This window comes from Myxococcus qinghaiensis (assembly GCF_024198215.1).
In the GTDB taxonomy this organism is placed as follows: Bacteria; Myxococcota; Myxococcia; order Myxococcales; family Myxococcaceae; genus Myxococcus; species Myxococcus qinghaiensis.
Genome location: NZ_JAKCFA010000024.1, coordinates 89382 through 114436, shown reverse-complemented (window position 1 = coordinate 114436; position 25055 = coordinate 89382). Strand labels below are relative to the sequence as shown.

Annotated in this window: 17 protein-coding genes; 6 read left to right on the top strand and 11 right to left on the bottom strand. The window is 69.8% G+C overall.

Annotated features, from left to right (window positions below):
• Positions 1 to 62: 62 nt before the first annotated feature.
• The gene (locus LZ199_RS35745; RefSeq protein ID WP_253998260.1) at positions 63 to 1475 is read left to right on the top strand and encodes a hypothetical protein; all 1413 of its coding nucleotides are present in this window, start codon (positions 63 to 65) and stop codon (positions 1473 to 1475) included.
• 61 nt (positions 1476 to 1536) lie between these two features.
• Here the strand turns inward: LZ199_RS35745 and LZ199_RS35740 are convergent, their stop codons facing one another.
• The 9 genes from LZ199_RS35740 to LZ199_RS35700 all read right to left on the bottom strand — a co-directional run bounded on the left by LZ199_RS35740 (position 1537) and on the right by LZ199_RS35700 (position 12932).
• Complete coding sequence (locus LZ199_RS35740; RefSeq protein WP_253998259.1) at positions 1537 to 2751, bottom strand: PAS domain-containing sensor histidine kinase; 1215 nt, start codon at positions 2749 to 2751, stop codon at positions 1537 to 1539.
• Between the two features lie 176 nt (positions 2752 to 2927).
• Positions 2928 to 4604: an isovaleryl-CoA dehydrogenase gene (locus tag LZ199_RS35735; protein WP_253998258.1), complete on the bottom strand. Its 1677-nt coding sequence runs from the start codon at positions 4602 to 4604 to the stop codon at positions 2928 to 2930.
• 138 nt (positions 4605 to 4742) lie between these two features.
• Positions 4743 to 5219 carry a Csu type fimbrial protein gene (locus LZ199_RS35730; RefSeq protein ID WP_253998257.1) on the bottom strand — a complete coding sequence of 159 codons (477 nt, stop codon included), beginning with the start codon at positions 5217 to 5219 and terminating at the stop codon, positions 4743 to 4745.
• Positions 5203 to 7527, bottom strand: a complete 2325-nt coding sequence (locus LZ199_RS35725; RefSeq protein ID WP_253998256.1) for a fimbria/pilus outer membrane usher protein — start codon at positions 7525 to 7527, stop codon at positions 5203 to 5205. The genes LZ199_RS35730 and LZ199_RS35725 overlap by 17 nt, the downstream gene beginning before the upstream one ends.
• Positions 7524 to 8303 (bottom strand): fimbrial biogenesis chaperone, encoded by a 780-nt coding sequence (locus tag LZ199_RS35720; RefSeq protein WP_256569674.1) that lies wholly within the window; start codon positions 8301 to 8303, stop codon positions 7524 to 7526. The genes LZ199_RS35725 and LZ199_RS35720 overlap by 4 nt, the downstream gene beginning before the upstream one ends.
• A gap of 19 nt (positions 8304 to 8322) precedes the next feature.
• Positions 8323 to 8850, bottom strand: coding sequence for a fruiting body development fimbrial-like coat protein PRU (gene pru / locus LZ199_RS35715; RefSeq protein WP_253998254.1), 528 nt, complete (start codon positions 8848 to 8850; stop codon positions 8323 to 8325).
• A gap of 327 nt (positions 8851 to 9177) precedes the next feature.
• A complete protein-coding gene (locus LZ199_RS35710; RefSeq protein WP_253998321.1) occupies positions 9178 to 11049 on the bottom strand; it encodes a glycoside hydrolase family 18 protein in 1872 nt (623 codons plus the stop codon).
• A 568-nt stretch (positions 11050 to 11617) separates the two neighbouring features.
• Entirely contained in the window at positions 11618 to 12361 is a 744-nt protein-coding gene (locus LZ199_RS35705) for an NIPSNAP family protein (protein ID WP_253998253.1), read from the bottom strand.
• A 178-nt stretch (positions 12362 to 12539) separates the two neighbouring features.
• Positions 12540 to 12932 (bottom strand): RidA family protein, encoded by a 393-nt coding sequence (locus LZ199_RS35700; RefSeq protein ID WP_163868848.1) that lies wholly within the window; start codon positions 12930 to 12932, stop codon positions 12540 to 12542.
• Positions 12933 to 13129: 197 nt separating this feature from the next.
• Here LZ199_RS35700 and LZ199_RS35695 point away from each other — a divergent pair, with 197 nt between their 5' ends.
• From LZ199_RS35695 to LZ199_RS35685, 3 genes are all read left to right on the top strand, one after another.
• Positions 13130 to 17038, top strand: coding sequence for a kelch repeat-containing protein (locus LZ199_RS35695; RefSeq protein WP_253998252.1), 3909 nt, complete (start codon positions 13130 to 13132; stop codon positions 17036 to 17038).
• A 17-nt stretch (positions 17039 to 17055) separates the two neighbouring features.
• Positions 17056 to 18843: an OmpA family protein gene (locus tag LZ199_RS35690; RefSeq protein ID WP_253998251.1), complete on the top strand. Its 1788-nt coding sequence runs from the start codon at positions 17056 to 17058 to the stop codon at positions 18841 to 18843.
• A gap of 100 nt (positions 18844 to 18943) precedes the next feature.
• Positions 18944 to 19855, top strand: coding sequence for a LysR family transcriptional regulator (locus LZ199_RS35685; protein ID WP_253998250.1), 912 nt, complete (start codon positions 18944 to 18946; stop codon positions 19853 to 19855).
• Positions 19856 to 19974: 119 nt separating this feature from the next.
• Here LZ199_RS35685 and LZ199_RS35680 read toward each other — a convergent pair whose 3' ends face one another.
• Positions 19975 to 22479 (bottom strand): cellulose binding domain-containing protein, encoded by a 2505-nt coding sequence (locus LZ199_RS35680; RefSeq protein ID WP_253998249.1) that lies wholly within the window; start codon positions 22477 to 22479, stop codon positions 19975 to 19977.
• Between the two features lie 135 nt (positions 22480 to 22614).
• Here LZ199_RS35680 and LZ199_RS35675 point away from each other — a divergent pair, with 135 nt between their 5' ends.
• Positions 22615 to 23391, top strand: coding sequence for a hypothetical protein (locus tag LZ199_RS35675; protein ID WP_253998248.1), 777 nt, complete (start codon positions 22615 to 22617; stop codon positions 23389 to 23391).
• Positions 23392 to 23395: 4 nt separating this feature from the next.
• On the opposite strand, the gene LZ199_RS35670 is transcribed toward LZ199_RS35675, so the two are convergent.
• Positions 23396 to 24001: a LysE family translocator gene (locus tag LZ199_RS35670; RefSeq protein ID WP_253998247.1), complete on the bottom strand. Its 606-nt coding sequence runs from the start codon at positions 23999 to 24001 to the stop codon at positions 23396 to 23398.
• Between the two features lie 122 nt (positions 24002 to 24123).
• Between LZ199_RS35670 and gcvA the strand changes: the two genes are divergently transcribed.
• Positions 24124 to 25041, top strand: a complete 918-nt coding sequence (gcvA, locus tag LZ199_RS35665) for a transcriptional regulator GcvA (RefSeq protein ID WP_253998246.1) — start codon at positions 24124 to 24126, stop codon at positions 25039 to 25041.
• Positions 25042 to 25055: the final 14 nt, after the last annotated feature.

Here is a 25055-nt window from a genome sequence, read left to right as displayed (position 1 = left end):
CGTCGCGGCTCCGGTCCGGCGTGCCTGTCGCGCGCCGGTCCTCATCAACGGGAGTCCGAATCATGCTGAAGAAGGTCGTTGTTTCCTGGTGCCTCCTGGTGAGTGGTGTGTCCCTGCTCGCCGCGTGTGACGGTGCGCAGAAGAAGGCGGAGGTCATCGACTCGCACGGTCCTCCCGGCACGGTGGTGCTGCTCATCGAGCGTGAGGGCGGCGAGGGCCCCTATGTGGAGGGGACGCAGGAGCGCTTCAAGGTCACCGCCTCGGGGGAGTCCTTCAAGGCGGTGCGCTGGAGCGCCAACGCGGGCGCTGTCGCGGCCGAGGCGGAGCGCGTGACGTGGACGCTGCCGGAGGAGGGGACCGCGTCGCTGTCCGTCTCCGTGGAGACGACGTCGGGGAAGACGGCGGAGGGCCTGTTCAACTTCAACGTGGTAGCCGCCGCGGTCGCGCCGGGGACGGCGATTGACGCCGGGCCGGACGTGACGGGCGTGCTCTGCGAGCTGGCCTTCGACACCGCCGGCAAGGGGCACCTCGTCTACACGAACGAGACGCACAAGGGCCTGTGGTACGCGACGTGGGATGGCACCACGTGGACGACGGAGCAGATTGACGGCCCGGGCTTCAACAACGGCGGCACCTACGTCCTGAACTGGAACATCGCCCTGACGCTGGACGTGGCGAGCGGGACGCCGCACGTCGTCTACCTCAAGGGGCCCGGCCTGCCCGGTACGACGGCGGCGAACTGGCGGATGACCTATGCCACGCGCGTCAACGGCAGCTGGGTGCGCGAGGAGGTGGACCCCGCCAACCGCACGTCCTACACGCGCGTCAGCGTGGCGCTCAATCCGAACCAGGGCCTGCAGCCCGTCGTCGTCTTCAGCGATGGCTCGCTCGGGACGGGTGTCCGTGTCGCCACCCGGACGGCGCCTGGCACCTGGGGCATCGCCCAGCACAACACCGCGATTCTCATGGGCGACGTGAACTTCGACGCCTCGGGCGCGCTGTACATCCCCTACAGCCCGGGCTCCGGCACGGAGTCCTACGTGGGGGTGCGGCCCGGCGTGGCCACGGACATCTTCCAGTTGGAGGGCGTGAATCGGAACAACACCCTGTGGCTCTCCGCGGTCTGGGGGCCGAGCCAGCACCTGCTGCTCCTGTCGAGCGGCGCCCTCGACGGCACCAGGAGCGCCCTGCAGGACCTCACGGTGAAGGCCCCGTTCACGACGAGCACCCTGGTCGCCTCGCCGGTGGACTTCGAGAACGACGCGAACGACCTGACCTACGGCGGAGGCAAGCTCTTCATCGCCCAGCGCCATGCGACGACGCTGGAGCTCATCACCCCGGATGCGCGCGGCTACTGGACGTACACCCAGCTGGGCACGGTGCAGGAGGGCTCGCGTCCGAGCGTGGCGGTGCGCCCCACGGACGGCACGGCGCACGTCTGCTACCAGCGCGACGGCAAGGTGAGCTTCCAGTAGGCCCACCGGCAACAGCGGGACGGGTCGCCAGCCTCGATTCGCGGGCTGGCGTGCCCGGGGCTCAGGCGTGGGGAATCGACGCGGTCGGGTTGCCGGGCGTCATCGCCGTCCTCGGCACCTTGAAGGTGAAGGCCGAGCCCTTCCCCGGCTCGCTCTCCACGTGGATGCTCCCGCCGTGGGCCTCGACAATCTGCTGGGTGATGAAGAGGCCCAGGCCCATGCCTCCGTAGTTGCGCTCGGAGACGGCGCGCACGAAGCGCTCGAAGATGCGCTGCTGCTGGGTGGGCGCGATGCCGATTCCCTCGTCCTTCACGGTGAGGACGGCCACCGTGTCATCGGCGCGCAGGCACAGGAGGATGGGCTTTCCCGCGCCATACTTGATGGCGTTGGTGAGCAGGTTCGTCACGGCCTGGTCCATCCGCCGCCGGTCCCACATCCCCTCCACGCCAGGGGGCGTCTCCACGTCCAGGTGACACCCCGCGGCGGCGGCCTGGGCGCCGTAGCGCGTCGCCACGTCATGGACCAGGGCGGCCAGGTCCAGGCGCGCGGGCTCCAGCGGGAGCCGGCTCACGCTGATGCGCGAGACATCCAGCAGGTCGTCGATGAGGTCGGCCAGCTTGCGCACCTGCCCGCCCGCCGAAATCAACTCCCGGACGAGCCGCCCGTCCGCCAGCAGCGCCTCCGGGTTGCTCTCCGCGAGGCGGCGCAGGGAGGACAGCTTCAACTGGAGGGGCGTGAGCGGCGTCTTCAGCTCGTGCGAGGCCACGGACAAGAACTCGTCGCGGGCGAGCAGCGCCTCGCGCAGCCGCTCCAGCTCCCGCGTCTCCTCCGCCTGCTTGCGCTGGGTGAAGTCCCGCGTCACCTTGCCGAAGCCGCGCAGCTCCCCGCTCTCGTCGAAGAGGGCGGTGATGACGACGTTGGCCCAGAACCGCGAGCCGTCCTTGCGGATGCGCCAGCCCTCGTCCTCGAACCGGCCCAGCCGGATGGCGCACTCCAGCTCCCAGGCGGGCTTGCCCCAGGCCACGTCCTCCGGGGGGTAGAAGACGCTGAAGTGCTGGCCCAGGATTTCGTCGGCCAGGTAGCCCTTGATGCGCTCCGCCCCCGGGTTCCAGCTCGCGATATGGCCGCGCTCGTCCAGCGTCAGGATGGCGTAGTCAACGACGCTCGAGATGAACAGCCGGAGCTGATCCTCCGTGTCGCGCTTGGAGTGGTCTCTTTGCGAGTAGGTGATGCCTCCGTCACCGGTGTTCAGGAGGTCGTCGTGGTCGTCGCCCAAGGTGCCCCTCTTCTCAGCCACCTAGGAGAACACGTCAGTGTTGGCTTGCAAGCGGGAGTCTCGCTCTTTCGTCCAGTAGACGAAGGCCCCGTTTCCTCCGGAGGCGGTGGACGGGGCGCCAGCCCCCCTGTCCGGCGGCCTGGGTCGGACAGGGGGTGAGGGCAGGCGAGGGAGCCTCAGCTCACCGCGCCTTCGCTGAAGGCCCGCTCGATGAGCGCCTTCATCGGGGCATGGGCGGGCAGGGTGCCGAAGCAGTTGCCGTGCGCGCCGCCGAGCCGGGACTCGCAGAAGGCGTCGGCGACCTGGCTGTTTCCCGCGCGCAGGAGCAGGGAGGCCTGGAGCGCCAGGGCCAGCCGCTCGACGACGAAGCGCGAGCGCGTCTCCAGCGTGGCGGTGTCCGAGAAGTCCTTGGCGATTCGCGCCAGCTCCGCGTCGAGCGCGGGGTGGCCGCCCTGGGCCGCCATCAGCTCCTGGAACAGGGCCTCCCGGCTGGCCGGCTCACGGGTGGCCGCGCGCAGCACGTCCAGACACTGGATGTTGCCGCTGCCCTCCCAGATGGAGTTGAGCGGCGCCTGCCGGTACAGCCGCGCCAGGTTGGACTCCTCCACGTAGCCGGCGCCGCCCAGGCACTCCTGCGCCTCGTTGACGAAGGTGGGGGCGCGCTTGCAGACCCAGTACTTGCCCACGGCGGTGGCCATGCGGGCGAAGGCGGCCTCGCGCTCGTCGCGGTGGCTTGCGTCCACGGCGCGGGACACGCGCGCCGTCAGCACGGTGTGGGCCTCCGACTCGAGCGCCAGGTCCGCGAGCACGTTCATCATCAGCGGCTGCTCGATGAGCCGCCGGCCGAACGCCTTGCGGTGCCGCGCGTGGTGGATGGCCTGCACCAGCGCCTGACGCATCAGGCTGCTGGAGCCAATCATGCAGTCCTGGCGCGTGAGGGCCACCATCTCCAGGATGGTCGCCACGCCCCGGCCTTCCTCGCCGACCATGAAGGCCACCGCGCCCTGGAACTCCACCTCCGAGCTGGCGTTGCTCCAGTCCCCCAGCTTGTCCTTGAGCCGCTGGATTCGGATGGCGTTGCGCGTGCCCTCCGGCGTGAAGCGCGGCAGGAGGAAGCACGACAGGCCCCCCTCGGCCTGGGCCAGGACGAAGAAGGCGTCGCTCATGGGCGCGGAGAAGAAGAACTTGTGCCCCACCAACGCGTAGGGATTGCCCGGACCGCGCGCTCCCAATTGGTGCGCGCGCGTGCTGTTGCTGCGCACGTCGGAGCCGCCCTGCTTCTCCGTCATGCCCATGCCGATGGTGACGCCCTTCTTCTGCTCGGCGGGCTGGAAGCGCGAGTCATACGACGTGGACGTGACGAGCGGCAGCCACTTCTCCGCGAGCCCCGCGTGCGCCCGGAACGTGGGCACGCATGCGTACGTCATCGTCAGCGGACAGCTGGTCCCCTGGTCCGCCTGGTTGTGGAGATAGGAGAGCGCCATGCGCGCGACGTGGGCGCCCACCGTCTTCTCGTGGCGCCACGCGAAGTTGGGGATGCCGTGGGCGACGGCCGCCTCCATGATGCGGTGGTAGGCCGGATGGAACTCCACCTCGTCCAGCCGGTTGCCATAGCGGTCGAAGGGCTTGAACTTCGGCTTGTTCTCGTTGGCGGTGAAGCCCAGCTGCATCAGCTCGCCGCCCACCAGCGGGCCGTACTTCGCGATGTCCGCCTCCGCCCAGCTCCCACCCTCGCGTGCCACGGCCTCGCGCAGCGGGAGGTCTGTCTTCCAGGCGTCGTACACCAGGGGGGGCGCCTGATTGGTGACTTCATGGGTGACGAAGGTCGTCGCGATGGGGTCGGAAGAACTCATGGCGCGAGGATAGGCGAGCCGTCCAGGCTGGCGCGAGCGCGACGTCCGCGCCGGAGCGCCCCTGCCAGGCGCATGCCCCCGAGTCCCGGCCGTCCCCGCGGGACTCATACGTGGCGTGAGCGGGGGGGCGCCAGGGCGTCAGAAGTTCAGCGTCACCACCACCGTGTCGGAGTAGGCGCCCGCCACGACGCTCTGCTGGGCGGGAATGCGGCCGTAGATGGTGACGGTGATGTCCTCGTCCAGCGGGGGGACGACCGGGCCGTAGCGGGACGTGCCTGAGAGGCCGTCTCCCCAGATGCTCAGGTAGGTGGCGTCCAGGAAGAGGTTGTATTCGAGAGGGGTGGAGGACGGGCCCTGCAGGTGCCGAGTCGCGTAGGAGCCGGAGCTGCCCTCGCTCAAGTCGATGGTGATGGGCGTGGTCTGGACGGCGGTGCACCGGAAGGTGACGCTCCCCGTGGAGTCGAGTGGCAGCGGGGGGAGGCTGGTGTAGTTGAGGAAGCTCGGACCCACCACCGCGCGAATCTCACAGGCCGCCCGGGCGCTCGCGGGTGCCAGCCCGCACAGGCCCGCCAGCATGAGCGCCTGGGTTCTCGTCGTATCACCGCCCAGTCTCATCCACGCACCTCACGGTTCCCAGGTCGATGACCTTGTCCGCGAGCGATGGGATGTCCAGCGTCGCGACGCATTGTCCCCCGGTGTAGATGACTGTCGCTTCGTGTCTTCCCGCGGGGAGACCCACCAACTCGAACTCGCCATTCCTCCCCACCGGGGAGCTGAAGTGCTCTTCCTCGAAGTCGACCCGGAGCTCGCCCAGGGCGGGCGTGCGCTTGGCCGCGTCGTCGGCGAGCACCAACTGCCCCCGGAGCGCGCGCACCACGTCCAACTGGAAGTCGAGTACCACGCCGCCGCGACGCCATGGCGCCGCCACCTTCTCCGACGTCCGGAGATAGACTTCCAGCGGCAGGTCCTCGTCTGTCAGCGACACCCGGTTCGCACCATAGGACTGGAGCCGCGTCACCATCAGCTCGCCCCGCTCATCCGTGCGTCCGATGAGATGGTTGTCGAGCCGCACGCCGACGCCTTCCACGCCCTCCACCCGCACCAGCGCATACCCCTGCTGATTCACCGCCCGGGTGGGACGCAGGCGTCCGCCGAGCGCCACCAGTCCGCCGGACACCTCGGCCGCGCCGACCCACCTGCCCTCTCGCCACTCCATACCGGCCCCATAGCGGCCCACGTTCGTCTCATACTCGACGCGGCCGAGGGCCTGTTCGTAGCGGCCCACCTGGCCCTGGACCTGGAAGCCCAGCCCGCCCTCCACCGGCACCCCCCGTGAGACATTCACGGAAGTGGTGCCGCCGTCCCGGTTCTGGCTGTGGCCCACCGTGCCCGTCGTCCTCGGGTCCAGGATGGCGACCAGGTTCAGCATGCCTTCCAGCGTGGAGGCCCCCAGGAGCCGCTGGCCCCGGCTGGCGGAGAACGAAATCAGGGTCCGCTCGGTCAACTGCGCGGAGGTCGACGCGCTCAGCCACGTGGTCCAGCCGCGGTTCCTCCAGCGTGTCACGACCGCCTGTCCGCCCACGCCCACGCGGCGGCCCAGCGAGGCGAAGAGGTTGCCGCCCACCTCCACCAGGGGGTGCGGCCCGGCCGGGGTGAGGTTGGCGTGGGCGTAGTGCGCGCTCATCGCCCGGCTGAAGACGGAGCCCCCCCACTGCCGCCCCTGGACGGCGTACGCGGCGCCGGCCGCCACGCCGGTGCGTCGCTCCGAGCGGCTGATGGACTGGGAGACCTCCATCTGTCCAATCGGAAGCTGGAACCACTGCATGGCTCCGGTGCTGAGCAGGTCGGGCGACAGCTCCAGCCGTACGCCCGGTGTCCACCAGGGGGTTGTCCCCATGCGGAAGGTGCCCAGCAGCAGCGGTCGTCCGTAGTCGAAACTGCGCGAGTTCAGCGACTCGCGCTCGATGCCCAGCGACAGGTGATAGTCCGCCACGCCGGGCGCCAGCAGCTGCGCGCCCAGCGAGTACGACGTATTCACCTCGCTCACGCGACCGAAGGCGTCGCGCACGACGTAGCGCGCCGTCCCATCGCCCCGGGGCATGGTGAGGTTCTCCAGCCGATAGGGGCCCGGGGGCAGCTCCGTGCGGCGCACCAGCCGGTTGTTGACATAGACCTCCAGCGTCGAGGGCGTGGTGACGTCGCCCGCCAGGTCCTGCACCGGGTTGCGCACGAAGTAGGGGTTGAGTTCGAAGGAGCGCATGACGTGGAGGCCCGCCACCACCGCGCCGCCTCCGAGCACGCCGCCGTAGCCGGTGGCCTCGCCCGCGAGGACGCGCACCATGGCCTCCGGAAAGTCCACCGACAGTTGCGTCAGGCCCCGCAGCGGCGCCGCGCCGGGGTTCCACCGCCCCTGGGTGGTCAGCAGGCCCCTTCCCACCGACGCGCCGACCTCGCCGAACAACGCCAGGCTCGCGTTGCGCAACTGGGCCGCGTAGTTGACGAACCCGCTCGGAGTTCCGGAGACGGCGTAGCCCGCGGGCGGCCTGGGGCCCAGGTCGACGCGGGTCGCCACGAAGGCGGAGGGCGGCAGCTCGCAGCGCAGGGTGGCGGTGCGCTCGTCGAGCTTGAAGCTGCCTCGGGGCGCCAGGGATTGAAGCGAGACGTAGGTCTGACCATTGATGACCTCGACGTCCGCCCCGAGCCGTGCCAGGTCGACCCCCCGGGACTCCAGCGCGATGATGGGTATCAACACGTCGTCTCCCCTCACCAACGGGTAGGTGTCCCCCTGGGGAACGCCATTCAGGGTGAGCTCGACGACGATGGGGATGGGGGGCGCGGGTTCGGACGCTCGCGCGTTTGGAAGCCCGAGGGCCAGCGCCAGGGCCAGCGCCGCCCGCGGCCTCGCCAGGAGTCGTCGGTTCATGGCGGGGACAAAGGCTTGCAGGGCTCGGCCGCGGTGATGGGGCCGGCGTGGCGGAACACGCCCTGGTCCGTCTCCACCTCCAGCTCCAGCGAGCGAATCTGGCGACACTTCTCGGCGCTGGCATCCAGGGCGAACACTTGCGAGTCACCCGCGAGCACGTACCAGCCCGGCTTCTGTTGCTCGACCAGCTTCTTGCCGCGGGCATCCAGACCTCGCACCCGCGTGTTGCGGATGAAGAAGTTCACGGTGCCCGGGTTCTTCACGCGGAAGCGGAACTGCGACTGTCGCAGGTCGACATCTTCCAGACGGACCCGTGACTCCTTCTGTTTCGGTGCGGCGAACACCGGAATGGAGACGCGGGTGAGAATCTTCAGCCCCATGACGGAAGGCCTTGGCGCGAGCGGTGGCAGCTCCTCCACGACGAGCCGGTACGCCCGCTCCTTGTCGCGAGGCGCCGAGGAAATCCCTACCCGAATGGGACGGGACTCCCCCGGCTCCAGCGTCAACATCGACGGGAAGAAGAAGACTTCCTTCGTCGGTTCCAGCTTCATGCGCCCGTCTTCGTCCTGGGCCCAGGTATGGACCGAGGCCTGGAAGCGTGTGGTCTCCAGGCTTTGATTCTTCACGGTCACCACCACGCCCCTGGCTCCCGGCGCCAGTTCGACACGAACAGGATTGACCTCGAGCGAGGCGGCCTGCCCTGGCGTGGAAACAATTCCTGTCAGGGTGCCCAACAACCCCAGACAAAGACTCCGGAAGAAAGGACGGATGCGCATGATACCCCCGGCTACGACTTCAGAAGGTGATGGTGGCGACGACCGTGTCGATGTAGCTGCCGGCGGGAACGTTCTGACCCAGCGGCACGGTGCCGTAGACCGTCACGTCCTCGGCCTCGCCGGTCCCGGTGTACGGCAGGCCCGTGGGCTCCGTGTTGCCCCAGATCTCCAGCCGCGTGGTGTCCTGGTACAAGTCGTAGGACAGGTAGTCGGCGGAGAGCGTGTTGAGCATCCGGCGCGCTGGCGCCGCCTCCGTCGAGCCCGCGTCGGGGTTGGCGCCCTGACCCAGGGTGATGACGGCGGTGCCCGCCAGGGTGCACGTCACGGACAGCGTCCCCGAGCCGATCAGGTCCACACCGGTGGGGGAGTTGACGCCCACCGGGTCGTAGGGCCCGAAGTCGAGCGTGCCAGACTCGATGGAGCACGCGGACGCCACGGTAGCGGTCACCGTCAGGGTGGCCGTATCGGTCTGCGCGGCCGCGTTCGATGCGAAGGCCAGAGTCGCCGTAACCGCGGCGGCGGTGAGGATGCCTTTGATTGCTTTCACTTGAACTGCTCCAACTGTAGAAGACCGGTGAAGCCCGGTCGGCATTTGGTGACTGCAGATTGGGAGCCAGGATCACGAACGCCAAGGCAACATCGGCTCGGTTTGGGCTGCTTCACGTTGCATGTGTGTGTCGGCCGCCAGTTGGCGACGCCGGATGGAATATGTGTTTTATTTCAGGTGGCCGACATGCCCTGGCAGGGCTCCCCCTCGGCCCGGTGGGGTGATGCCCTGGGAGGCCGAGGAGGCCCCGCGGGTGCGGGGCATGAGGGGCATGGGATGCCCACTCAGGGAAACCGCGTTCCCTGAGTGGGCATCGCCTGTCTTCCGCTACGGAAGGAAGGCGCCCTTCACCGCGTCGAGCGGAGGATTGGCGCCCGTCACCGGGTTGGTGCAGCCCTGGTTGAGGCTCCAGATGATGGTGCCGCCGAAGCCGTTGGCGCGCGCCCAGGCGCCCTTGGCCGCAATCGCTTGCGGCGAGTCATAGGAAATCCAGCGCACGGTGCCATCCACCACCGGCGTGGTGAAGGTCACGTAGCTGGACTGCGCCAGGGAATCCCAGCGGTACGTCCCACCCTGGGCCGTCAACTGGAGGATGCGCGCGTAGGTGAAGTCATTGTCGCTGCCCACGTAGTCCGACCAGTCGGTATAGGGCTGATAGGGACCGGTGATGTGGCGCCAGGCCATGCCATAGAATGGCAGCCCCATGCCCAGCTTGGCCCTGGGGATTCCCGCGCCCACCCAGGCACTCAGGCTGGAGGCCACCGAGGTGGGGTGGGCGCTCGTCTCCGCCGTCAGCGCGGAGGAGTACCAGGACGTCCAGCCATCCCAGGGGCCCGTCATCTCGTAGGTCATGACGTTCATCTGGTCCAGGTACGGCACCAGGTTGGTGAACCACGGGTCGGCGTCCTCGGGGAAGTTGGCGTTGACCCAGCCCATGGGGAAGGTGAGGAGCATGCCGGGCCGCGCCGCTCGCAGCTCCCGCACCAGCGCGAGCAGGAAGGGCTTGTCGGCGGCCTCCACCGGCTCCCAGTCGATGTCCAGGCCGTCGTAGCCGAAGCTGTCCATGGCGGCCAGGAGGTTGCGCACGAAGCGGGCGCGGTTGGCATTGGATGCGGCGCCTACCCAGCCGTCATGTTCTCCGGCGCCGCCCACCATGATGAGGGCCTTGCGGTTGGCCGCGTGGGCGCGCGTGGACAGGGTGCGGGCGATGGCGGGGCCGTTGTCATTGTCGAACTGGGTGTTCACCGTGCCGTCGGGATTGGGGGTGACGCGGCCGACCATGATGTGGGTCATCGCGCTGAAGTCGACCTTCTCCGGCGGATAGAGGTCCGCGTTCCAGCCGGTGTAATAGCCAGACACCCACAGCCCGCCAGGCGGCGGCGGGGTGACCCTGATGGGCGCCGTCGCGGACTTCGTGGGGTCCGCGACGCTGGTGGCCACCAGGTGATACGTGCCTGGCTGCCTGGGCGCGGTGTAGCGGCCCGAGGCGGTGACGGAGCCGCCCGCTGGCCCCTCGCGCACGGACCAGGTCACCGCCGTGTTCGCGGTCCCCGTCACCGTGGCGATGAAGGTCCGGGAGGTCCCTCCCGTCATGGAGAGGGAGGCGGGGTTGAGGGTGACTGTCACGGGGGAGGGGACGCTCAGTCCCTCCACGCGCAGCTCATCGAAGTAGAGCGTGGGCAGCGTCACGCCGCGCCCCTCCTGGAGCACGAGGCCCTTGATGCGGGCCCCCGGGGGCGCGAGCGCGGAGAGCGGCACGTTGCAGGTCACCCAGGTGTTGGCCTGGATGCGTCCCCCGGAGCAGCGCGCTCCCAGGTCCGTGCCGGCGGTCAGCACGTCATCCGCGAAGGCGCGGACCTTGACCGCCGCGCCCGTGCCACTCGTTCCGCCGTGCACGCGCAGGATGAACACGGCGCTGGAGTCGGCGACGCGGGAGGGCGTGTAGAAGAACAGGGCCTCCTCGGCGCCCATCGTCGCGGAGATGGAGTGCCTCCCCCCCGACACCGGCGAGGTGGCCACCAGGGAATGTGTCGTCCAGGAGGCGTCCACCCAGGGCGACGCCATGGAGTCCTCGTAGATCCAACTCGTGGCGAACGCGTCCATCTCCGAGGCGTCGGGAAGCTCCGGCTCCGTCGCGCCCGCACCCGCGCTGCAAAACAAGGCCATCCCCAAGGCCATCCAGCCCATCCACCGCGACATCATAGGTGCTCCTCTCGAGACCCATCCGGCACCAGGCTCGCCATGTCTCGGGCGTGGCGGAATTCCAGAGGCTCCGAGGCCTGTCCGGGATGGACGGACCCCGGCCCAAGCTGGGTGCGCCAGGCCCCTCGGTAAATCCCGACTGGGGTACCGGGAGGAGACCCATGAATCGACACCTCGGGGGAGCGCTTGTCGGAAGGGAATCAGACCCATCCCCCACGGACCCGGGTGCGAGACGGACCGACGCGCGCCCTTCCAGGGGGTTGGACACCGCGTCAGGGGATTGTCAAAGCGGGTGGACAGTCCTGGCCATGAGCTGGCCGTGCGTCACTCCACGGCTCATCCTGGCGTGCCCCCTGCAAGGAGGTCTCCGAGGCCTGGCGGGCACGGCCGACTTCTTCGGCGCCATGGGTCAGCCGGGCCGCGCGTCGGCGCTCTACGGCAAGGCGACGCTGGGCGTGGCCTTGCTCAAGAGAGTCCGCCTGAACCTGACGAAGGTCGTCCTGGGGCCGGAGAAGCTGCGCGGCCCCTGGATTGGGTCGCTCGCGGTGTCGCCGTCGCCGGCGCTTCACCGCAGCAGGGAGCGGGGCGTGGGCTCCAGCAGCAGGGACTCGGGGGCCGCCTTCAGGTGCTGGAGCAGGGCGGGGCGCACGGTGTCCGTCCAGCGGCGTGAGCGGGCCAGTTGCTCGACGTGGGCCTGGTACTTCTCCCGGCTGGCGAACACGGTGAACGCGACGAGCACGTGTTCTCCCTCTCGCACGGGGAGGGCGGGGAAGGTGTTCGGGGCGGACTCCGTCTGGAACAGGGCGAGCGGCGCGCCGCCCGTCTCGCGCAGGACGGGCACGAGCTGTTGCTCGACGAAGCGCAGGAACCCGGCGTCCAGGGGCGCGTCACGGTGGAGCAGCGTGACGCGGACGACGGAGTCCGGTGTCGAGGCGCTCCCCTTGTCGGGCCGTGGGGAGCTCGGCGGGGGGAACCCTCGACTTCCGGCGAGGGGGCGCAGCAGCAGCACGTTCGTCGCGTCCAACATCGTCGCGTTGGCCGCTTCGCGATGGGCCTTCCACACGGGGCCGCCGTAGAAGCGCTTCAAGGTCTGCTCGCGCGACACCATGTCCGGGAAGCCGCGCACCCAGACGAAGCGCTCGGAGCGGGCCGAGTCCCGGAACTGTCCGACGAGGTGAGCGCCCTCGGCTTCCTGGCTCTCGATGAACTCCCGCTCGAACAACTCGATGAGGACGTCGCGCTGGCCTGGGCGCAGCGTGTACTGCCGCAGCTCCAGCACGGCACAGCAATCACGGGAAGCGGGCTTCACGGCGGAGGCTCCTGTCGGAGGTGTCCGCGGGCGCGCACCCGCCTCGCACGTGAGCAGCAACAAGAGCGTGAAGAAGAGCGGTCGCATCGGGCCTTCCGGTAGTGGGTATCGGAAGGCACCGTAGGGGCCATCTAGGACAGTTCCGGTCCTGATTCGGACCGTGGGGCCCGCACCCGTCTCAGGGCACGTAGGCGATGCAGTCGATCTCCACCAGCAGGCCGGCCTCGGGGAGCGCGGCCACCTGCACCGTGGTGCGGGCGGGCCGGTGCCCGGCGAACACGCGCTCGTAGACGGCGTTCATCCGGGAGAAGTCCTTCATGTCGACGAGGAAGACGCCGCAGCGCAGGACGTGCTGGAGGCTGGAGCCACCGGCCAGCAGGATGCGCTCCAGGTTGCGCAGGACCTGCTCCGTCTGCGCCTCGATTCCCTCGGCCTGCTTCCCGGTGGCGGGGTCCGTGGCCGCCTGTCCGGACACGAGGAGCAGCGAGTCCAGCCGCATGCCCGGAGAGTAGGGGCCCACGGGCTTCGGCAATCCAGGCGCGGTGACGGGCTGGTGCTTCGTCGCGGTCATGGTGCTCCTCCAGGAAATCCAATGAGGCCGCAGCCTGCCACTGTGTCCAAACCTCCAGCGTCCTTTTTTCGAGGCGTCGGCCAGGACCCGGAGGGGTCAAAGCGTGATACAGCCGGATGTAACACGCGCACGCTCGCCCGTCGTGGAGTCCCCCGCGCGTCAGCCCGTGCCACACGCACGGGTGTGGAGGGTGACAGATGCAGTCGAGATGCGTCTCGCAACGCCTGGTCGTGGTGCTCTGCTGTGCCTTTTTCGCCGCGTGCGAACAGAAGCGCGACCTGCCGGACTCGGCGCAAGCCGTGGCCCTGACCCGAGCCTATTTCCCGGAGCTGACCCCGGAGGAGGCACCGTCGAAGGTCTACTCCTCCTCGGAGGTTCCCCTCACCGTCGCGGATTCCCGCGCCCTCACGTCGCGGCTCTCCGGGAGCGGGACGCTGGAGCTGACGACGCGGGGCCTGCTCTTCCGCATCGAACAGGGGGCTTCCGCCGATGACGCCGGGGCCCTGCGCCGCGAGCGCACGGAGGTCTTCGCGGGCCCCCGGCACTTCTGGTTCCCGGTGGGTGCTTCCGCCGAGGTGAGCCAGGGCTGGCGCTCCTCGCGACTGGAGGAGGCATGGGTGGTGGATGGCTCCGAGCCGCTCCACCGCGCGGAGTACCACGTCACGCTGCCGCCTTCGGTGACGCGCCTGCGGGACGTGGGCGAGTACGTGGAGTTCCTCGACACCGACGGGCAGCCCGTCCTGCGCTTCCATCCGTCCGAGGTGCGCGATGCGCGGGGCGAGTCCCGACGCGGCGTCACGCGACTGTCGGGCGTGCGCGCGTCCTCGGTCGCGAACGTGTTCGACGTCGAGGGTGTTCGCGTGAGTCTCTCCACGGAGGTGGCGCTCGCCGGACTCGCCGCGCCGCTGGTGGTGGACCCGGCCTGGTCGTCGACGGCCGGCATGGCGACCCCGAGAGCGCAGCACTCCTCGCTGCTCCTGACGGATGGCACGGTCCTGGTGTCCGGAGGGGTCAACAGGCTGGGCTTCGTGTCCACCGCGGAGCGGTTCGACCCGGAGCGTGGGACCTGGGCCTCCGCTGGGAGCCCCGGCATCCAGGGCAACATCACCGTGGGCGTGATGCTTCCCACGGGACGGGCGCTGGTGATGGCGGACGGCAGTACGACGGGACGCATCTACGATGCCCAGACGAACACCTGGACCGCCACGGGAGCGATGTCCGAGACGCGCAGCCTGCCATCGGCCACCGTGCTGCCCTCGGGCAAGGTGCTTGTCGCCGGTGGCTCCAACCTGGCGACGGCGGAGCTCTACGATGCGGTGACCAACACCTTCACGCCCACGGCTTCCATGGCGGCCATCCATCGCGCCCACACGGCCGTGTTGCTGAGGGCTGGACGGGTGCTGGTGGTGAGCGGCTTCAGCAACGTCATCCCGGGCGAGGTCCCCGAATGCGAGCTGTATGACCCCGTCTCCGAGACATGGTCTCTCGCGGCGCCTGCCCTGGTCCCTCGGCACTACGCGACGGGGACCCTGTTGCCGGATGGCCGGGTGCTGCTCGTGGGAGGCTTCGCGGCGGGAGGGGTCACCACCCACGCGGAACTCTATGACCCCGTGGCCAACACGTGGACCGCCACGGAAGCGCTCGGCTTTCCGCGCAATGGCCACTCCGCCACGCTGCTTCCCAACGGCCAGGTGCTCATCGCGGGCGGCGCGGACGCGGCTCGCAATACCCAGGTGGTCTCGGAGCTGTATGACCCCGCGACGGGAACCTGGAGCTCGGCCGGGTCGATGGCGGTGGGGCGTGAGAACCTGATGGCGACGCTGCTGCCCACGGGCCAGGTGCTGGCCAACGGTGGTTACTCCTCCACCCCGAGCCTCACCTTCTACGCCGACGCCGACGTCTATGAGGCGTCCAGCGATGTCTGGGCCCCTGCCGGCAATCTCGCGGCGGCCCGTGCCTCCAAGGCGGCCGTGCTGTTGCCCACGGGGCAGGTGCTCGTGGCAGGGGGACGCGGTCCGGGAGGCGTGCTCGCGACGGCGGAGCGCTACTCGCGCGCGAGCAACACCTGGGCGCCCGCTGCATCCCTGGGGACGGCGCGCGAGCGGGCCACGGTGAGCCTGTTGCAGTCGGGCCAGGTGCTCGTCGTCGGCGGTGCCGATGGCGGGGGCGCGCTGGCTTCGGCCGAGCAGTATGACGCCACGGCCAACGCCTGGACGCCCGCGGGCTTGCTGGCCACGGCTCGCGATGGACACACCGCGACGGTGCTCGGCTCGGGACAGGTGCTCGTGGTGGGAGGCGCGGGCTCGGCGTCGGCGGAGCTGTATGACCCGGCGGCCAATGCCTGGAGCGCCGCCGCATCGGCCTCCACGCCGCGCTCGGGACATGCCGCCGTGTTGCTCCACGACGGCCGTGTCCTCGTGGCGGGTGGGCAGAACGCGGGAGGGCTGCTGGCCTCGGCGGAGCTGTATGACCCGGTCTCCAACACCTGGGCTCCGGCGGCGAGCCTCGCGCAGGGGCGCGAGTCCTTCACGCTGACGCTGTTGTCCTCGGGCCGCGTGCTGGCGACGGCGGGCTCCACGCTCGCGGCGGAGCTGGCCTCGGCGGAGCTGTATGACCCGGTCTCCAACACCTGGACTCCGGCGGGCCCGCTCACGGGGGCGCGCGCCTTCCACTCCGCGGTGCTGCTGCCGTCGGGCCGCGTGCTCGTCGCGGGAGGCCAGGGCGCTGGAGGCGCGGTGCTCGACACCGCGGAGCTGTATGACGGCACGACGAACACCTGGAAGCCGGCGACGAACCTCGGTGGACCCAGGGCGCGCTTCGCCGCCGTGGTGCTGCCCACGAGCGAGGTGCTCGTGCTCGGGGGAGAGTCCGCGGCCAATACGTGGCTGGCGAGCTCCGAGCTGTACGAGGACACGGGAGCGCAGCCCGCCTGGCGCCCGGTGGTGACGGGGCCGGACGAGGGGCTGCGCGCGTGCCCCATCCGCGTCACCGGCACGGGGTTCCGGGGCATCTCCGGGGCCAGCTCGGGCGACTACAAGGACTCCGCGACGAACTTCCCGCTGGTGCGGTTGCAGCGCGTGGAGGGAGGCCGGCTCTGGAGCCCGCCGGGGACGGACCACTCCGACACGGGCGTGACGGTGCCCATTCCCGCCAGCGCGACGCCCGGCACCTATGTGCTCTCCGTCTTCGCCAACGCGATTGGCGGCGGACGGACGCTGACGGTCCTTCAGAACACCGCGCCGGTGGCGCAGGTCCAGACGCTGGATGTGCTGCGCGACACCTCGGTGAGCGTGACGCTGGTGGCCACGGATGCGGAGGCGGGAGCGCTGACCTACGTCATCGTCACGCCGCCCGCGAATGGAACGCTGAGCGGCACTCCGCCCGCGCTCACGTACACGCCGAATCCCGGCTACGAGGGACCGGACAGCTTCACCTTCGTGGCCCGGGACTGCGGACTGGAGAGTCCCGCCGCCACGGTGGCGGTGAACGTGGTCACCGACCCGCCGCCCGTGCTGACGTGCCCCGCGAACCAGACGGCGGAGGCCCAGGACGCCTCCGGGGCGGTGGTGACGTATGAGCCCGCCATCGCCACGGACCCGGGAGGGCCGGACCCGGTGGTGACGTACTCGCCGCCGTCGGGGAGCAGGCTGCCGCTGGGCGAGACGACCGTCACGGTGACGGCGGTGGACTCGACGAACCATCAGTCCACGTGCTCGTTCCAGGTGACGGTGCGAGACACGACGGCCCCCGCGGTGAGCTGCCCGGAGGACATCCGGGTGACCCTGGATGAAGCGGGCGGCACGGAGGTGACGTACGCGCTGCCCACGGCGACGGACTCCGTCTCCGGGCCCGCGACCGTCACCGCGTCGCCGGAGTCGGGCTCGCGCTTCTCGCGAGGCCAGACTCGCGTCACCGTCACCGCGACGGACGCGGCGGGGAACTCGGCGCAGTGCTCGTTCGAGGTCTCCGTGCAGGCCCGCGTGGTCTCGATTGCCGGAGGTGGCTGTCAGTCCTCGGGGGGCGGCGCGAGCGCGGCGCTCGTCGTGCTGTCGGTCGTCGCCCTCTGGGCAGGCCGCCGTCGCGGCCGGGAGCGAGCCACCCCGTGAGCCTCCTGAATCCTCTCATGCGACTCTTCAGCTCGAAGGACCTTCCCTTGCGTGAATCGGCACGGACTTGTGTGCTCGTCGCGGCGCTGGTCGCCACGGGCGCCTCGGCGCAGACGCTCTCCAGCCCCCTGGTGGCGTTCGACGCGGAGCGCCTGCGTCTCAGCCCCGCCGCCACGGACTCGTTGATGGTGGACACGGGCCGGGTGCTCTCGGAAGGGGGCTATCGGCTCAGCCTCCTCGCCAACTACGAGCGCGGCATCCTCTTGTTGGAAGGCAGCGACGGGAGCGAGCACTCCATCATCCACTACCGGACCTCGGCCTGGTTGATGGGCGCGTGGTCTCCGGTGGACCGGTTGGAGGTCTCCGCCCGGCTGCCCGTCATCATCTCGCAGGGCGGGCACGGCGCGAACCAGTTGGAGGGTGTCGCGGAGCCCTCGTCCGCGGGGCTCGGGACGCCCGAGGTGGGCGCGCGCTACTCGCTGCTGCGGCGCGAGGAAGGTGCGCCGTTGTCCCTCGCGGTGGGGCTCGACGTGGGGCTCCCGGGTGGACGGGCGAGCGCCTTCGGACGGCAGGAGCACTGGGCGGGGCTCCAGTTCTCGCCGCGAGTCTCGCTGGGGCGCGAGGTGGGGATGTTCGCGCTGGGCGCGAGCGTGGGCGCGAGGATTCGCTCCACGGAAGTGGAGCCGGGCCGTGACGTGGGCACGGAGCTGGAGCAGTCCGTGGTGGTGGCGACCCGTGGCGACGGCCTGCGCGCCGAAGTGGCCCTGCAGGTGGCGGAGTCGCTGGTGCATCCGGACGTGGCGGTGGAGCTGCTCGGCGGCGTGCGGTTGCCCATTGGCATGGGCTTCGAGCTGAACGCGCTCGGCGGGCATGGCTTCACGGACATCCCGGGGACGCCCTCATGGCGTCTGGGCGCGGGAATCGCGTGGGCGCACAACCCGCCGCGCGAGGATGTCTGCAAGGGCGGACGCAAGCACTCGCCCGAGCAGTGCCCGGACTCCGATGATGACGGTGACTCCGTGCTGAACAAGTCGGACCGCTGCCCGCTGGAGGCGGGGTCGCCGGACAACGCGGGCTGCCCGGACCGCGACTCGGATGGCGATGGCGTCGTGGACCGGCTGGACAAGTGCCCGAACCAGGCCGGGAGCGCGGAGACGAACGGCTGCCCCGACTCGGACGGCGATGGCGTGGCTGATTCCGAGGACAAGTGCCCGAACGAGAAGGGCACCGTGGAGAACCAGGGGTGCCCCGCGCCCGCGAAGGACTCGGATGGCGATGGCGTGCCGGATGACTCCGACAAGTGCCCGGACGAGAAGGGGACGGCGGAGAACCAGGGCTGCCCCGCGCCCGCGAAGGACTCGGATGGCGACGGCGTGCCGGACGACTCCGACAAGTGCCCGAAGCAGAAGGGGACCGTGGAGAACCAGGGGTGCCCCGAGCCGGAGAAGGCGCCGACGGAGGAGCGGCTCTCGCTGGCGGACCGTCGCATCACCTTCCAGGTGGGCCTCGCCCAGATTGAGGGTGAGGGTGCGAAGGTGCTCGACGACATCGCCGAGCAGCTGAAGGCACGGCCCGACGTCGCGGTGCGAATCGAAGGACACACGGACAACACCGGTCCGGAGGAGCTCAACCGCACGTTGAGCCAGGAGCGCGCGGAGGCCGTGCGCGCCTACCTCATCCGCCGAGGTGTCGCAGGCTCGCGGTTGGAGGCCAAGGGCTTCGGTCCGGCCCAGCCCATCGCGTCGAACGACACTCCGGAAGGCCGCAGCGAGAACCGCCGCGTGGAGTTCGTCATCAAGCGGTGAGCCGGAGCGCAGGAAGTCGCGGGGCCATGTGCCCCGCGACCCGCTGGGGCTGAGCACTCGAGTTGCCGTGCTCGGCCCCGGCGGACCGTGAGGAGGCGGGATGGACCGGCTGGACGTCATGCGGTTGTTCACGCGCATCGTGGAGCGGCGCAGCTTCACGGTGGCCGCCCAGGACCTGGAGCTGCCGCGCTCGACGGCCACGCAGGCCATCAAGCAGTTGGAGTCCCGGCTGGGCGTGCGACTGCTCCAGCGCACGACGCGGCATGTCCGGCCGACGCTCGATGGAGAGGCCTACTACCGACGCTGCGTCACCATCCTCGGCGAGGTGGAGGACGCGGACTCCGCCTTCAGCGGCGCCAAGCCCCGAGGGCCGCTCCGGGTGGATGTTCATGGCACCCTGGCCCGGCACTTCGTGCTGCCCGCGCTGCCTGGGTTCCTGGCCGAATACCCGGACCTGAAGCTCCACCTGGGAGAAGGGGACCGGCTGGTCGACCTGGTGCGGGAGGGCATCGACTGCGTCCTCCGCGCGGGAGACCTCCAGGACAGCTCCATGGTGGGACGGCGCGTGGCGCTGCTCGAAGAAGTCACCTGTGCGAGCCCCGCCTATCTGGCCCGGCACGGCACGCCCACGAATCTCGAAGAACTCGAAGGCCACGTGGCGGTGGGGTTCATGTCCTCCGCCACGGGCGCGGTGCTGCCACTGGAGTTCATGGTCGACGGCGAGCCGCGAACCCTCACCCTCCCGGCGACCGTCACCGTGGCGGGAGCGGAGACGTACGCCTCGGTGGCGAAGCTGGGGCTCGGGCTGATTCAGCTCCCGCGCTACCACGTGGAGCAGGAGCTTCGGGAGGGGACGCTCGTGGAGGTGCTCCCCGAGCATCCGCCGTCACCCACGCCCGTGTCGCTGCTCTATCCCCAGAGCCGCCAGCTCTCGCCCCGCGTGCGCGTCTTCATCGACTGGCTCACCCGGGTGTTCGCGAATGCGTCCTCGGTGGCGCGCGCCGTCGAATAGCGTGACGGAGACTCGGGTACTGACTGGCCCCGTGACTCGCCCGGCTTCGCGGCGTGAAGAGGGCCCGGCCTGAACGAGCGCCGGGCCATCCAGGTGCACGCGTCACCGACGCGCCCGCCTCACTCGCAGGGGTTGCCGTTCAGCGTGCAGTTGAAGGGCTGCCCCAGTCCGGTGGTGGTGAAGCCGAACTCCTTGCTCGCGCCGGCCTTGATGACGGTGTTGTGGCTGACGGGAAGGAACGTGTAGTGGTTCCCGTTGCGCGTCATCGTGGAGGAGAACGGGTTCTGCGCCGTCGTGCCGGCCGGCAAATCGAACTCCAGCTGCCACCCGCTGACGCTCGTCGTGCCCAGGTTCTCCACCGTGTACCGGCCCGTGTAGCCATTGGACCAGGAGGAGCTCACGGCGAAGTGGGCGACGAGTCCGGAGGCCGCCGCCGGGGCCGTGGTCGCGATGACCGCCGCGCTCGGCGCCGACACGTTGCCCGCCGCATCCCGCGCGGTGACGGTGAAGGAGTACGCCGTGGCCGGGCTCAATCCGAGCAGCGTCACACCCAGGCCCGCCGTGGCGGCGGCCACGTTGCCGCCGAGCCAGACGGAATAGCCGGTGACGCCCCGGTTGTCGGTGGCCGCGTCCCAGGCCAGGGTGACGCTGGTGGACGTCACCGCCGTCACGCGGAGATTGGAAGGAGCGCTCGGCGGGGTGGTGTCGGGAGGAGGAGGCGCGCCGATGCTGACGAGGAACAGCGACGGTGCCGAGTCCGTCCTCGTGGTGTCCACGCCATGGCCTCCGGAGTAGTCGAGCGTCTCCGCGTGCGCCCAGTCGGCGATGGGCGTCCCGTTGATGTCCAGGTGCTTGTACGCCGAGCCGGACCAGCCGAACTGGTAGACGCGGGAAGGCTCCGAATAGAAGTCGGCGTAGGGGGCCGTGTCATTGCCCACCTGCTTGCGCAGGACGTTGTTGAAGAAGACGTTCTGCGGCCCCGTGGCGCCGGACCACTTCACCGCCTTCTTTCCGGCGCCCCACCAGATGGGATACCAGTTCGAGTCATCCGGGCCGCCGCCGCCTTCCTCGCCGCAGTGGGAGTTGCAGTTGCCGGAGCGGTGCGCGTACGGGACGGCGCTGACGTTGCGCTCGAAGAGGTTCCTGCGCTCCCAGCCGCCGTGCAGGTTGAGGTCGGAGTCGAAGTCGTTGCCGATGACGACGTTGTCGGACGCGGACCACTGGAAGGTGAAGTGCCGCAGGTTGCGTGACGTGTTGCCGGCGTAGAGCGAGTCCCAGACGCGGGAGCCTCGGAAGTAGCCGTTGCCGCCCTTGCCCTTGTTCCACGCGCCGTCGAACACGTTGTCGACAATCTGGAGGTTCTTCGCCTCCTCCGTGACGATGGGATGCGAGCCCGTCATCTCCGCGCGGATGCCGCGCACCCAGGAGTCCGCGGCCCACTTGAAGACGATGCCGTGCATCTCGTACGCGGGCGCCAGGTTGCCATAGTTGTGGAGCGCGGCCGACGCGCTCACCCCCGGCACCTCCTGCGTGAAGTACAGGTTCTCGATGCCGACGCCGACGATGGGGTCGACGAGCGGAGCCGCCTTGGAGTCGTACACCGTGCCGTCGATGGAGGCCGAGCCATCCGAAGTCGACGTCACCGGCACGTCGTACTCCAGCGGCTTGTCCAGGGTGAGCGTCCTGTTGCCCGAGTCCACGGCGACGATGCGGAAGAGCTGCTGACGCATGTGCAGGTTGGACAGCGCGTGCTCGGTGGGCAGCGCCTGCTGCTCCGCGTAGAAGGCGCGCGAGTTGGCGGCGCGGATGTTGACGAGCCTGCCCACGGCCAGCGCGGAGGAGTTGGTCGCCAGGTACACCACCGTGTCGCCGGTGCGCGCGGCGAAGCCCGTCTCGCCCGGCTTCGCGCGGAGCTTCACGCCGGCCTTCCAATGGACATTCACGGTGCCTTCGAAGATGTCGGCGCGGTTGGCGGGGGCCGTCTCGTAGTCGTCGTCGTACGCCGTGTGGACCTGGCGCGACTGCACCCGGAACAGGCCCCGGCCGGGCCACAGCCAGCCGCCCTTGCCCTCGCCGTGCGTCATGGTGTCCTCGTCCCAGTCACCCCCATCCGACGTCAGCGTGTCGTAGCGGGTGTTCACATCGGGGCGGAACACCAGCTTCGTGCCCGTCACCGGAGAGGAGCCCGCACCCCGGATGATGACGTAGCTGGCGTCCACGCTGAGCTGACGGGACACGTCGAGCTGGCCCGCGGGCAGTGAGAGCAGCGAGAGCTTCGTGAACGAGGCGCCAGGGGTGCACACCGTACGCAGGGAATCGAGGGCGGCCTGGAGGCCCGCGGTGTCGTCCACGCCATCATTCGGAATCACGCCGTGGTTCGCCGCCAGCTCCGCCGGTGTCACCCGGCACGCCGCGTCCGGATTGATGTCCGCCTCACCTGGCAGGTTCTGCCCGCCCCGGTAGCCCGCCTTGGACCAGTCTGGTAGCCCGGCGATGGGTGCGCGCCGATTCGACGGCGACAGGTCCAACACCGTCTGGGCCCAGCCAGGCGTCGAGCCCAGGACCGCCACGGAGGAAAACGTCAACAACACCAACCGGAGCAGGCCGGTTCTTTGAGTGAGCATGAACATCTCCAGTCGCGGATGTCTGTGTGGCAGGTGTTTCACCCCTGATAATGATTTATCCGAGATTGGCTTTGTATGCTCGAATAACAGCTTTGTCCCGTCCGACTCCCGGGCGGCCAGAAAGGCCCCACACCCATGAAGTCCTTTTCGCTGCGTGCCGCGCTCTGTGTGTTGTCCGTCGTCGCCGCTCCCGCCGCCTTCGCGTGGGGCAGCACCTATTCCATCCCCTTGTTCGAGTCCCGGATGACGGCGGCCCGTGCGAGCGGCAGCACTGGTGGGACGACGGTGGTGCGCTCGGAGATGAAGACCGCGCTGGAGGCGTTCCTCAGCTCCGACGACGGGCAGACGGATGCCGCCGAGTACACCTATCTCGCCGGCAAGGTCGCGAGCCCCACGTTCCTCGCGGGCATCGACACCTCGGCGCGGGACTACCTGCTCCGCTATCACGAGCTGAATGACGGGGCGGCGACCTCCTCCCCGCTCGACGTGGCGTCACCGGCCCAGACGCCCGCGCAGATTTTCGGCGCGAGCGGCCGCCTGGCGAGCAACGCGTGGATTCAGGAGGGTGGCCTCTTGGATGACGAGGGCGTGGTGAACCAGACGACGCTCATGTGGACCTATTACGGCTACTTCGGTCCGCAGCCGTCCACCTTCGCTCCCGTCACGTACGCGGAGCTGAGCGCGAAGCTTGGCTCGACGATTTTTGGCCAGGCGCCGAGCGCGGCCGAGGTGAACGGCGCGCTCGCCTGGCTGAGCGCGAACGCGGGAACGGGAGCCCGCTACTATGTCGCGTCCTGGCATGACTCCTACGGCCGCACGGGCCCGGGTGACATTGGCGGCTACGTGGTGGTGTCGGTCAACCCCGCCCGCGACTCCGTCCGCTTCATCGAGGTGATGACCTGGTCGGACTAGTGACTCACGCGACGGCCACGTAGGCGGCGACGGCGACCATGCAGGCGCCGAACGTCCAGCCCTGGATGCGCAGGGCGCGCTCGGAGCGGAAGCGTCCCAGGATGAGCTTCCCTCCGTAGACCCAGGGGAAGTGGCACGCCACGCAGACGACGAGGAAGGCCGCGGTGAGCTGCGCGGCCTGCGAGAGCATGCCTCCCTCCGGGTTCAGGAACTGGGAGAACATCACCACGATCATCGAGTGAATCTTGGGGTTGAGGGCCACCGTGACGAGGCCCTCGACGAAGCCGAGCCGCTCCGGCTCCTCCGTCGTTGCGGAGGACGGGCTGGAGGCGCGGAAGAAGCCCCAGGCGAGGTAGAGCAGGTACGCGACGCTGCACCAGCGCAGGAGGTCGTGCAGCGCGGGAATCCCTTGCAGCACGCGTCCCAGCCCCAGGCCGTAGAGCAGACAGAGCGCGACGTTGGCCACCTCGAAGCCTGTCCAGAACGGCAGCGAGCCCCGGATGCCGAAGCGTCCGCCCGCGGTGGCGAGCACCGTGTTGCCGGGCCCGGGACTGAAGACCATCGGCACGGTGTAGCCCAGGAACATCACCCACACTTCAGCGGGAATCATGGCGAAAGCCCCCACGCGCCCCCTGTCGTCGTGGTGGGGCGCGAGCCACCACACAAACTCCATTTCGAGTCGGTCACCCAGCGAGCTATCCTCGCGCGCTCGATAAAGGGAGCTCATCGAGCATGCGCCGCATTCCACCGCTCGGCGCCCTGCGGGCCTTCGAGGCCGGGGCGCGACACCTGAGCTTCACCCGCGCCGCCATGGAGCTGCGCGTCACCCAGGCGGCCATCAGCCACCAGGTGCGCCAGTTGGAGGACTGGCTCGGCGTCTCCCTCTTCGACCGCCGGGGACACGCGCTGACGCTGACGGCGAAGGGGCAGGCGTACCTGCGCGAGCTGACGCCCGTGTTCGAGCGCCTTTCGGAAGCCACCACGCGGCTGTACGAAGCGGAGCAGGGGCCCCTGCGGCTCACCGTGCTGCCCTCGTTCGCCTCGTCCTGGCTCCTTCCCCGCCTGGAGGGCTTTCGTCGGCTCCATCCGGATATCGAGCTGCACCTGAGCAGCGCGTCGGAGCTGTGGGACTTCCTGGACGACCGCTTCGACGTGGGCATCCGCTCCGGGCTGGGACGGTGGACGGGGCTGAAGGCGGAGCAGCTCGCGCCGGAGGTGCTCGCGCCCGTGTGCAGTCCGGCGCTCGCCAGGAAGCTGCGCTCACCGTCGGACCTGGCCAAGGTGCGGCTCCTCCATGACACGCCGAAGGATGGGTGGCGCCGCTGGCTGGAGGCGGCCGGCGTCGACGGCGTGGACACCGGCAAGGGCTTCGCGTTCAACGACGCGGGGCTGGTGCTCCAGGCCGCGCGACAGGGTGATGGCGTGGCGCTCGGGCGATTGCTGCTCGCCGCGGATGACCTGAAGGCGGGCCGGCTGGTCCAGCCCTTCACGCAGGTGTTGCCCAACGACTTCGGCTACTGGCTGGTCCACCCCCGACCCCTGTCGAGCCGCCGGGACGTGGTCGCCTTCAAGACCTGGCTGCTCGCCGAGGCCCGGGCCACGTCGAAGGCCCTGGGGCTCCTGCCAGAAGTCGCTCGGAGGCGGGAGTAAACCGCCTCGCGCCC

Excerpts from the sequence above, each read along its gene's own strand:
- LZ199_RS35745 (WP_253998260.1), top strand. The coding sequence starts at position 63 with ATGCTGAAGAAGGTCGTTGTTTCCTGGTGCCTCCTGGTGAGTGGTGTG.
- LZ199_RS35735 (WP_253998258.1), bottom strand. The coding sequence starts at position 4,604 with ATGAGTTCTTCCGACCCCATCGCGACGACCTTCGTCACCCATGAAGTC.
- LZ199_RS35730 (WP_253998257.1), bottom strand. The coding sequence starts at position 5,219 with ATGAGACTGGGCGGTGATACGACGAGAACCCAGGCGCTCATGCTGGCG.
- LZ199_RS35725 (WP_253998256.1), bottom strand. The coding sequence starts at position 7,527 with ATGAACCGACGACTCCTGGCGAGGCCGCGGGCGGCGCTGGCCCTGGCG.
- LZ199_RS35720 (WP_256569674.1), bottom strand. The coding sequence starts at position 8,303 with ATGCGCATCCGTCCTTTCTTCCGGAGTCTTTGTCTGGGGTTGTTGGGC.
- LZ199_RS35710 (WP_253998321.1), bottom strand. The coding sequence starts at position 11,049 with ATGTCGCGGTGGATGGGCTGGATGGCCTTGGGGATGGCCTTGTTTTGC.
- LZ199_RS35700 (WP_163868848.1), bottom strand. The coding sequence starts at position 12,932 with ATGACCGCGACGAAGCACCAGCCCGTCACCGCGCCTGGATTGCCGAAG.
- LZ199_RS35695 (WP_253998252.1), top strand. The coding sequence starts at position 13,130 with ATGCAGTCGAGATGCGTCTCGCAACGCCTGGTCGTGGTGCTCTGCTGT.
- LZ199_RS35690 (WP_253998251.1), top strand. The coding sequence starts at position 17,056 with ATGCGACTCTTCAGCTCGAAGGACCTTCCCTTGCGTGAATCGGCACGG.
- LZ199_RS35685 (WP_253998250.1), top strand. The coding sequence starts at position 18,944 with ATGGACCGGCTGGACGTCATGCGGTTGTTCACGCGCATCGTGGAGCGG.
- LZ199_RS35680 (WP_253998249.1), bottom strand. The coding sequence starts at position 22,479 with ATGCTCACTCAAAGAACCGGCCTGCTCCGGTTGGTGTTGTTGACGTTT.
- LZ199_RS35675 (WP_253998248.1), top strand. The coding sequence starts at position 22,615 with ATGAAGTCCTTTTCGCTGCGTGCCGCGCTCTGTGTGTTGTCCGTCGTC.
- LZ199_RS35670 (WP_253998247.1), bottom strand. The coding sequence starts at position 24,001 with ATGATTCCCGCTGAAGTGTGGGTGATGTTCCTGGGCTACACCGTGCCG.
- gcvA (WP_253998246.1), top strand. The coding sequence starts at position 24,124 with ATGCGCCGCATTCCACCGCTCGGCGCCCTGCGGGCCTTCGAGGCCGGG.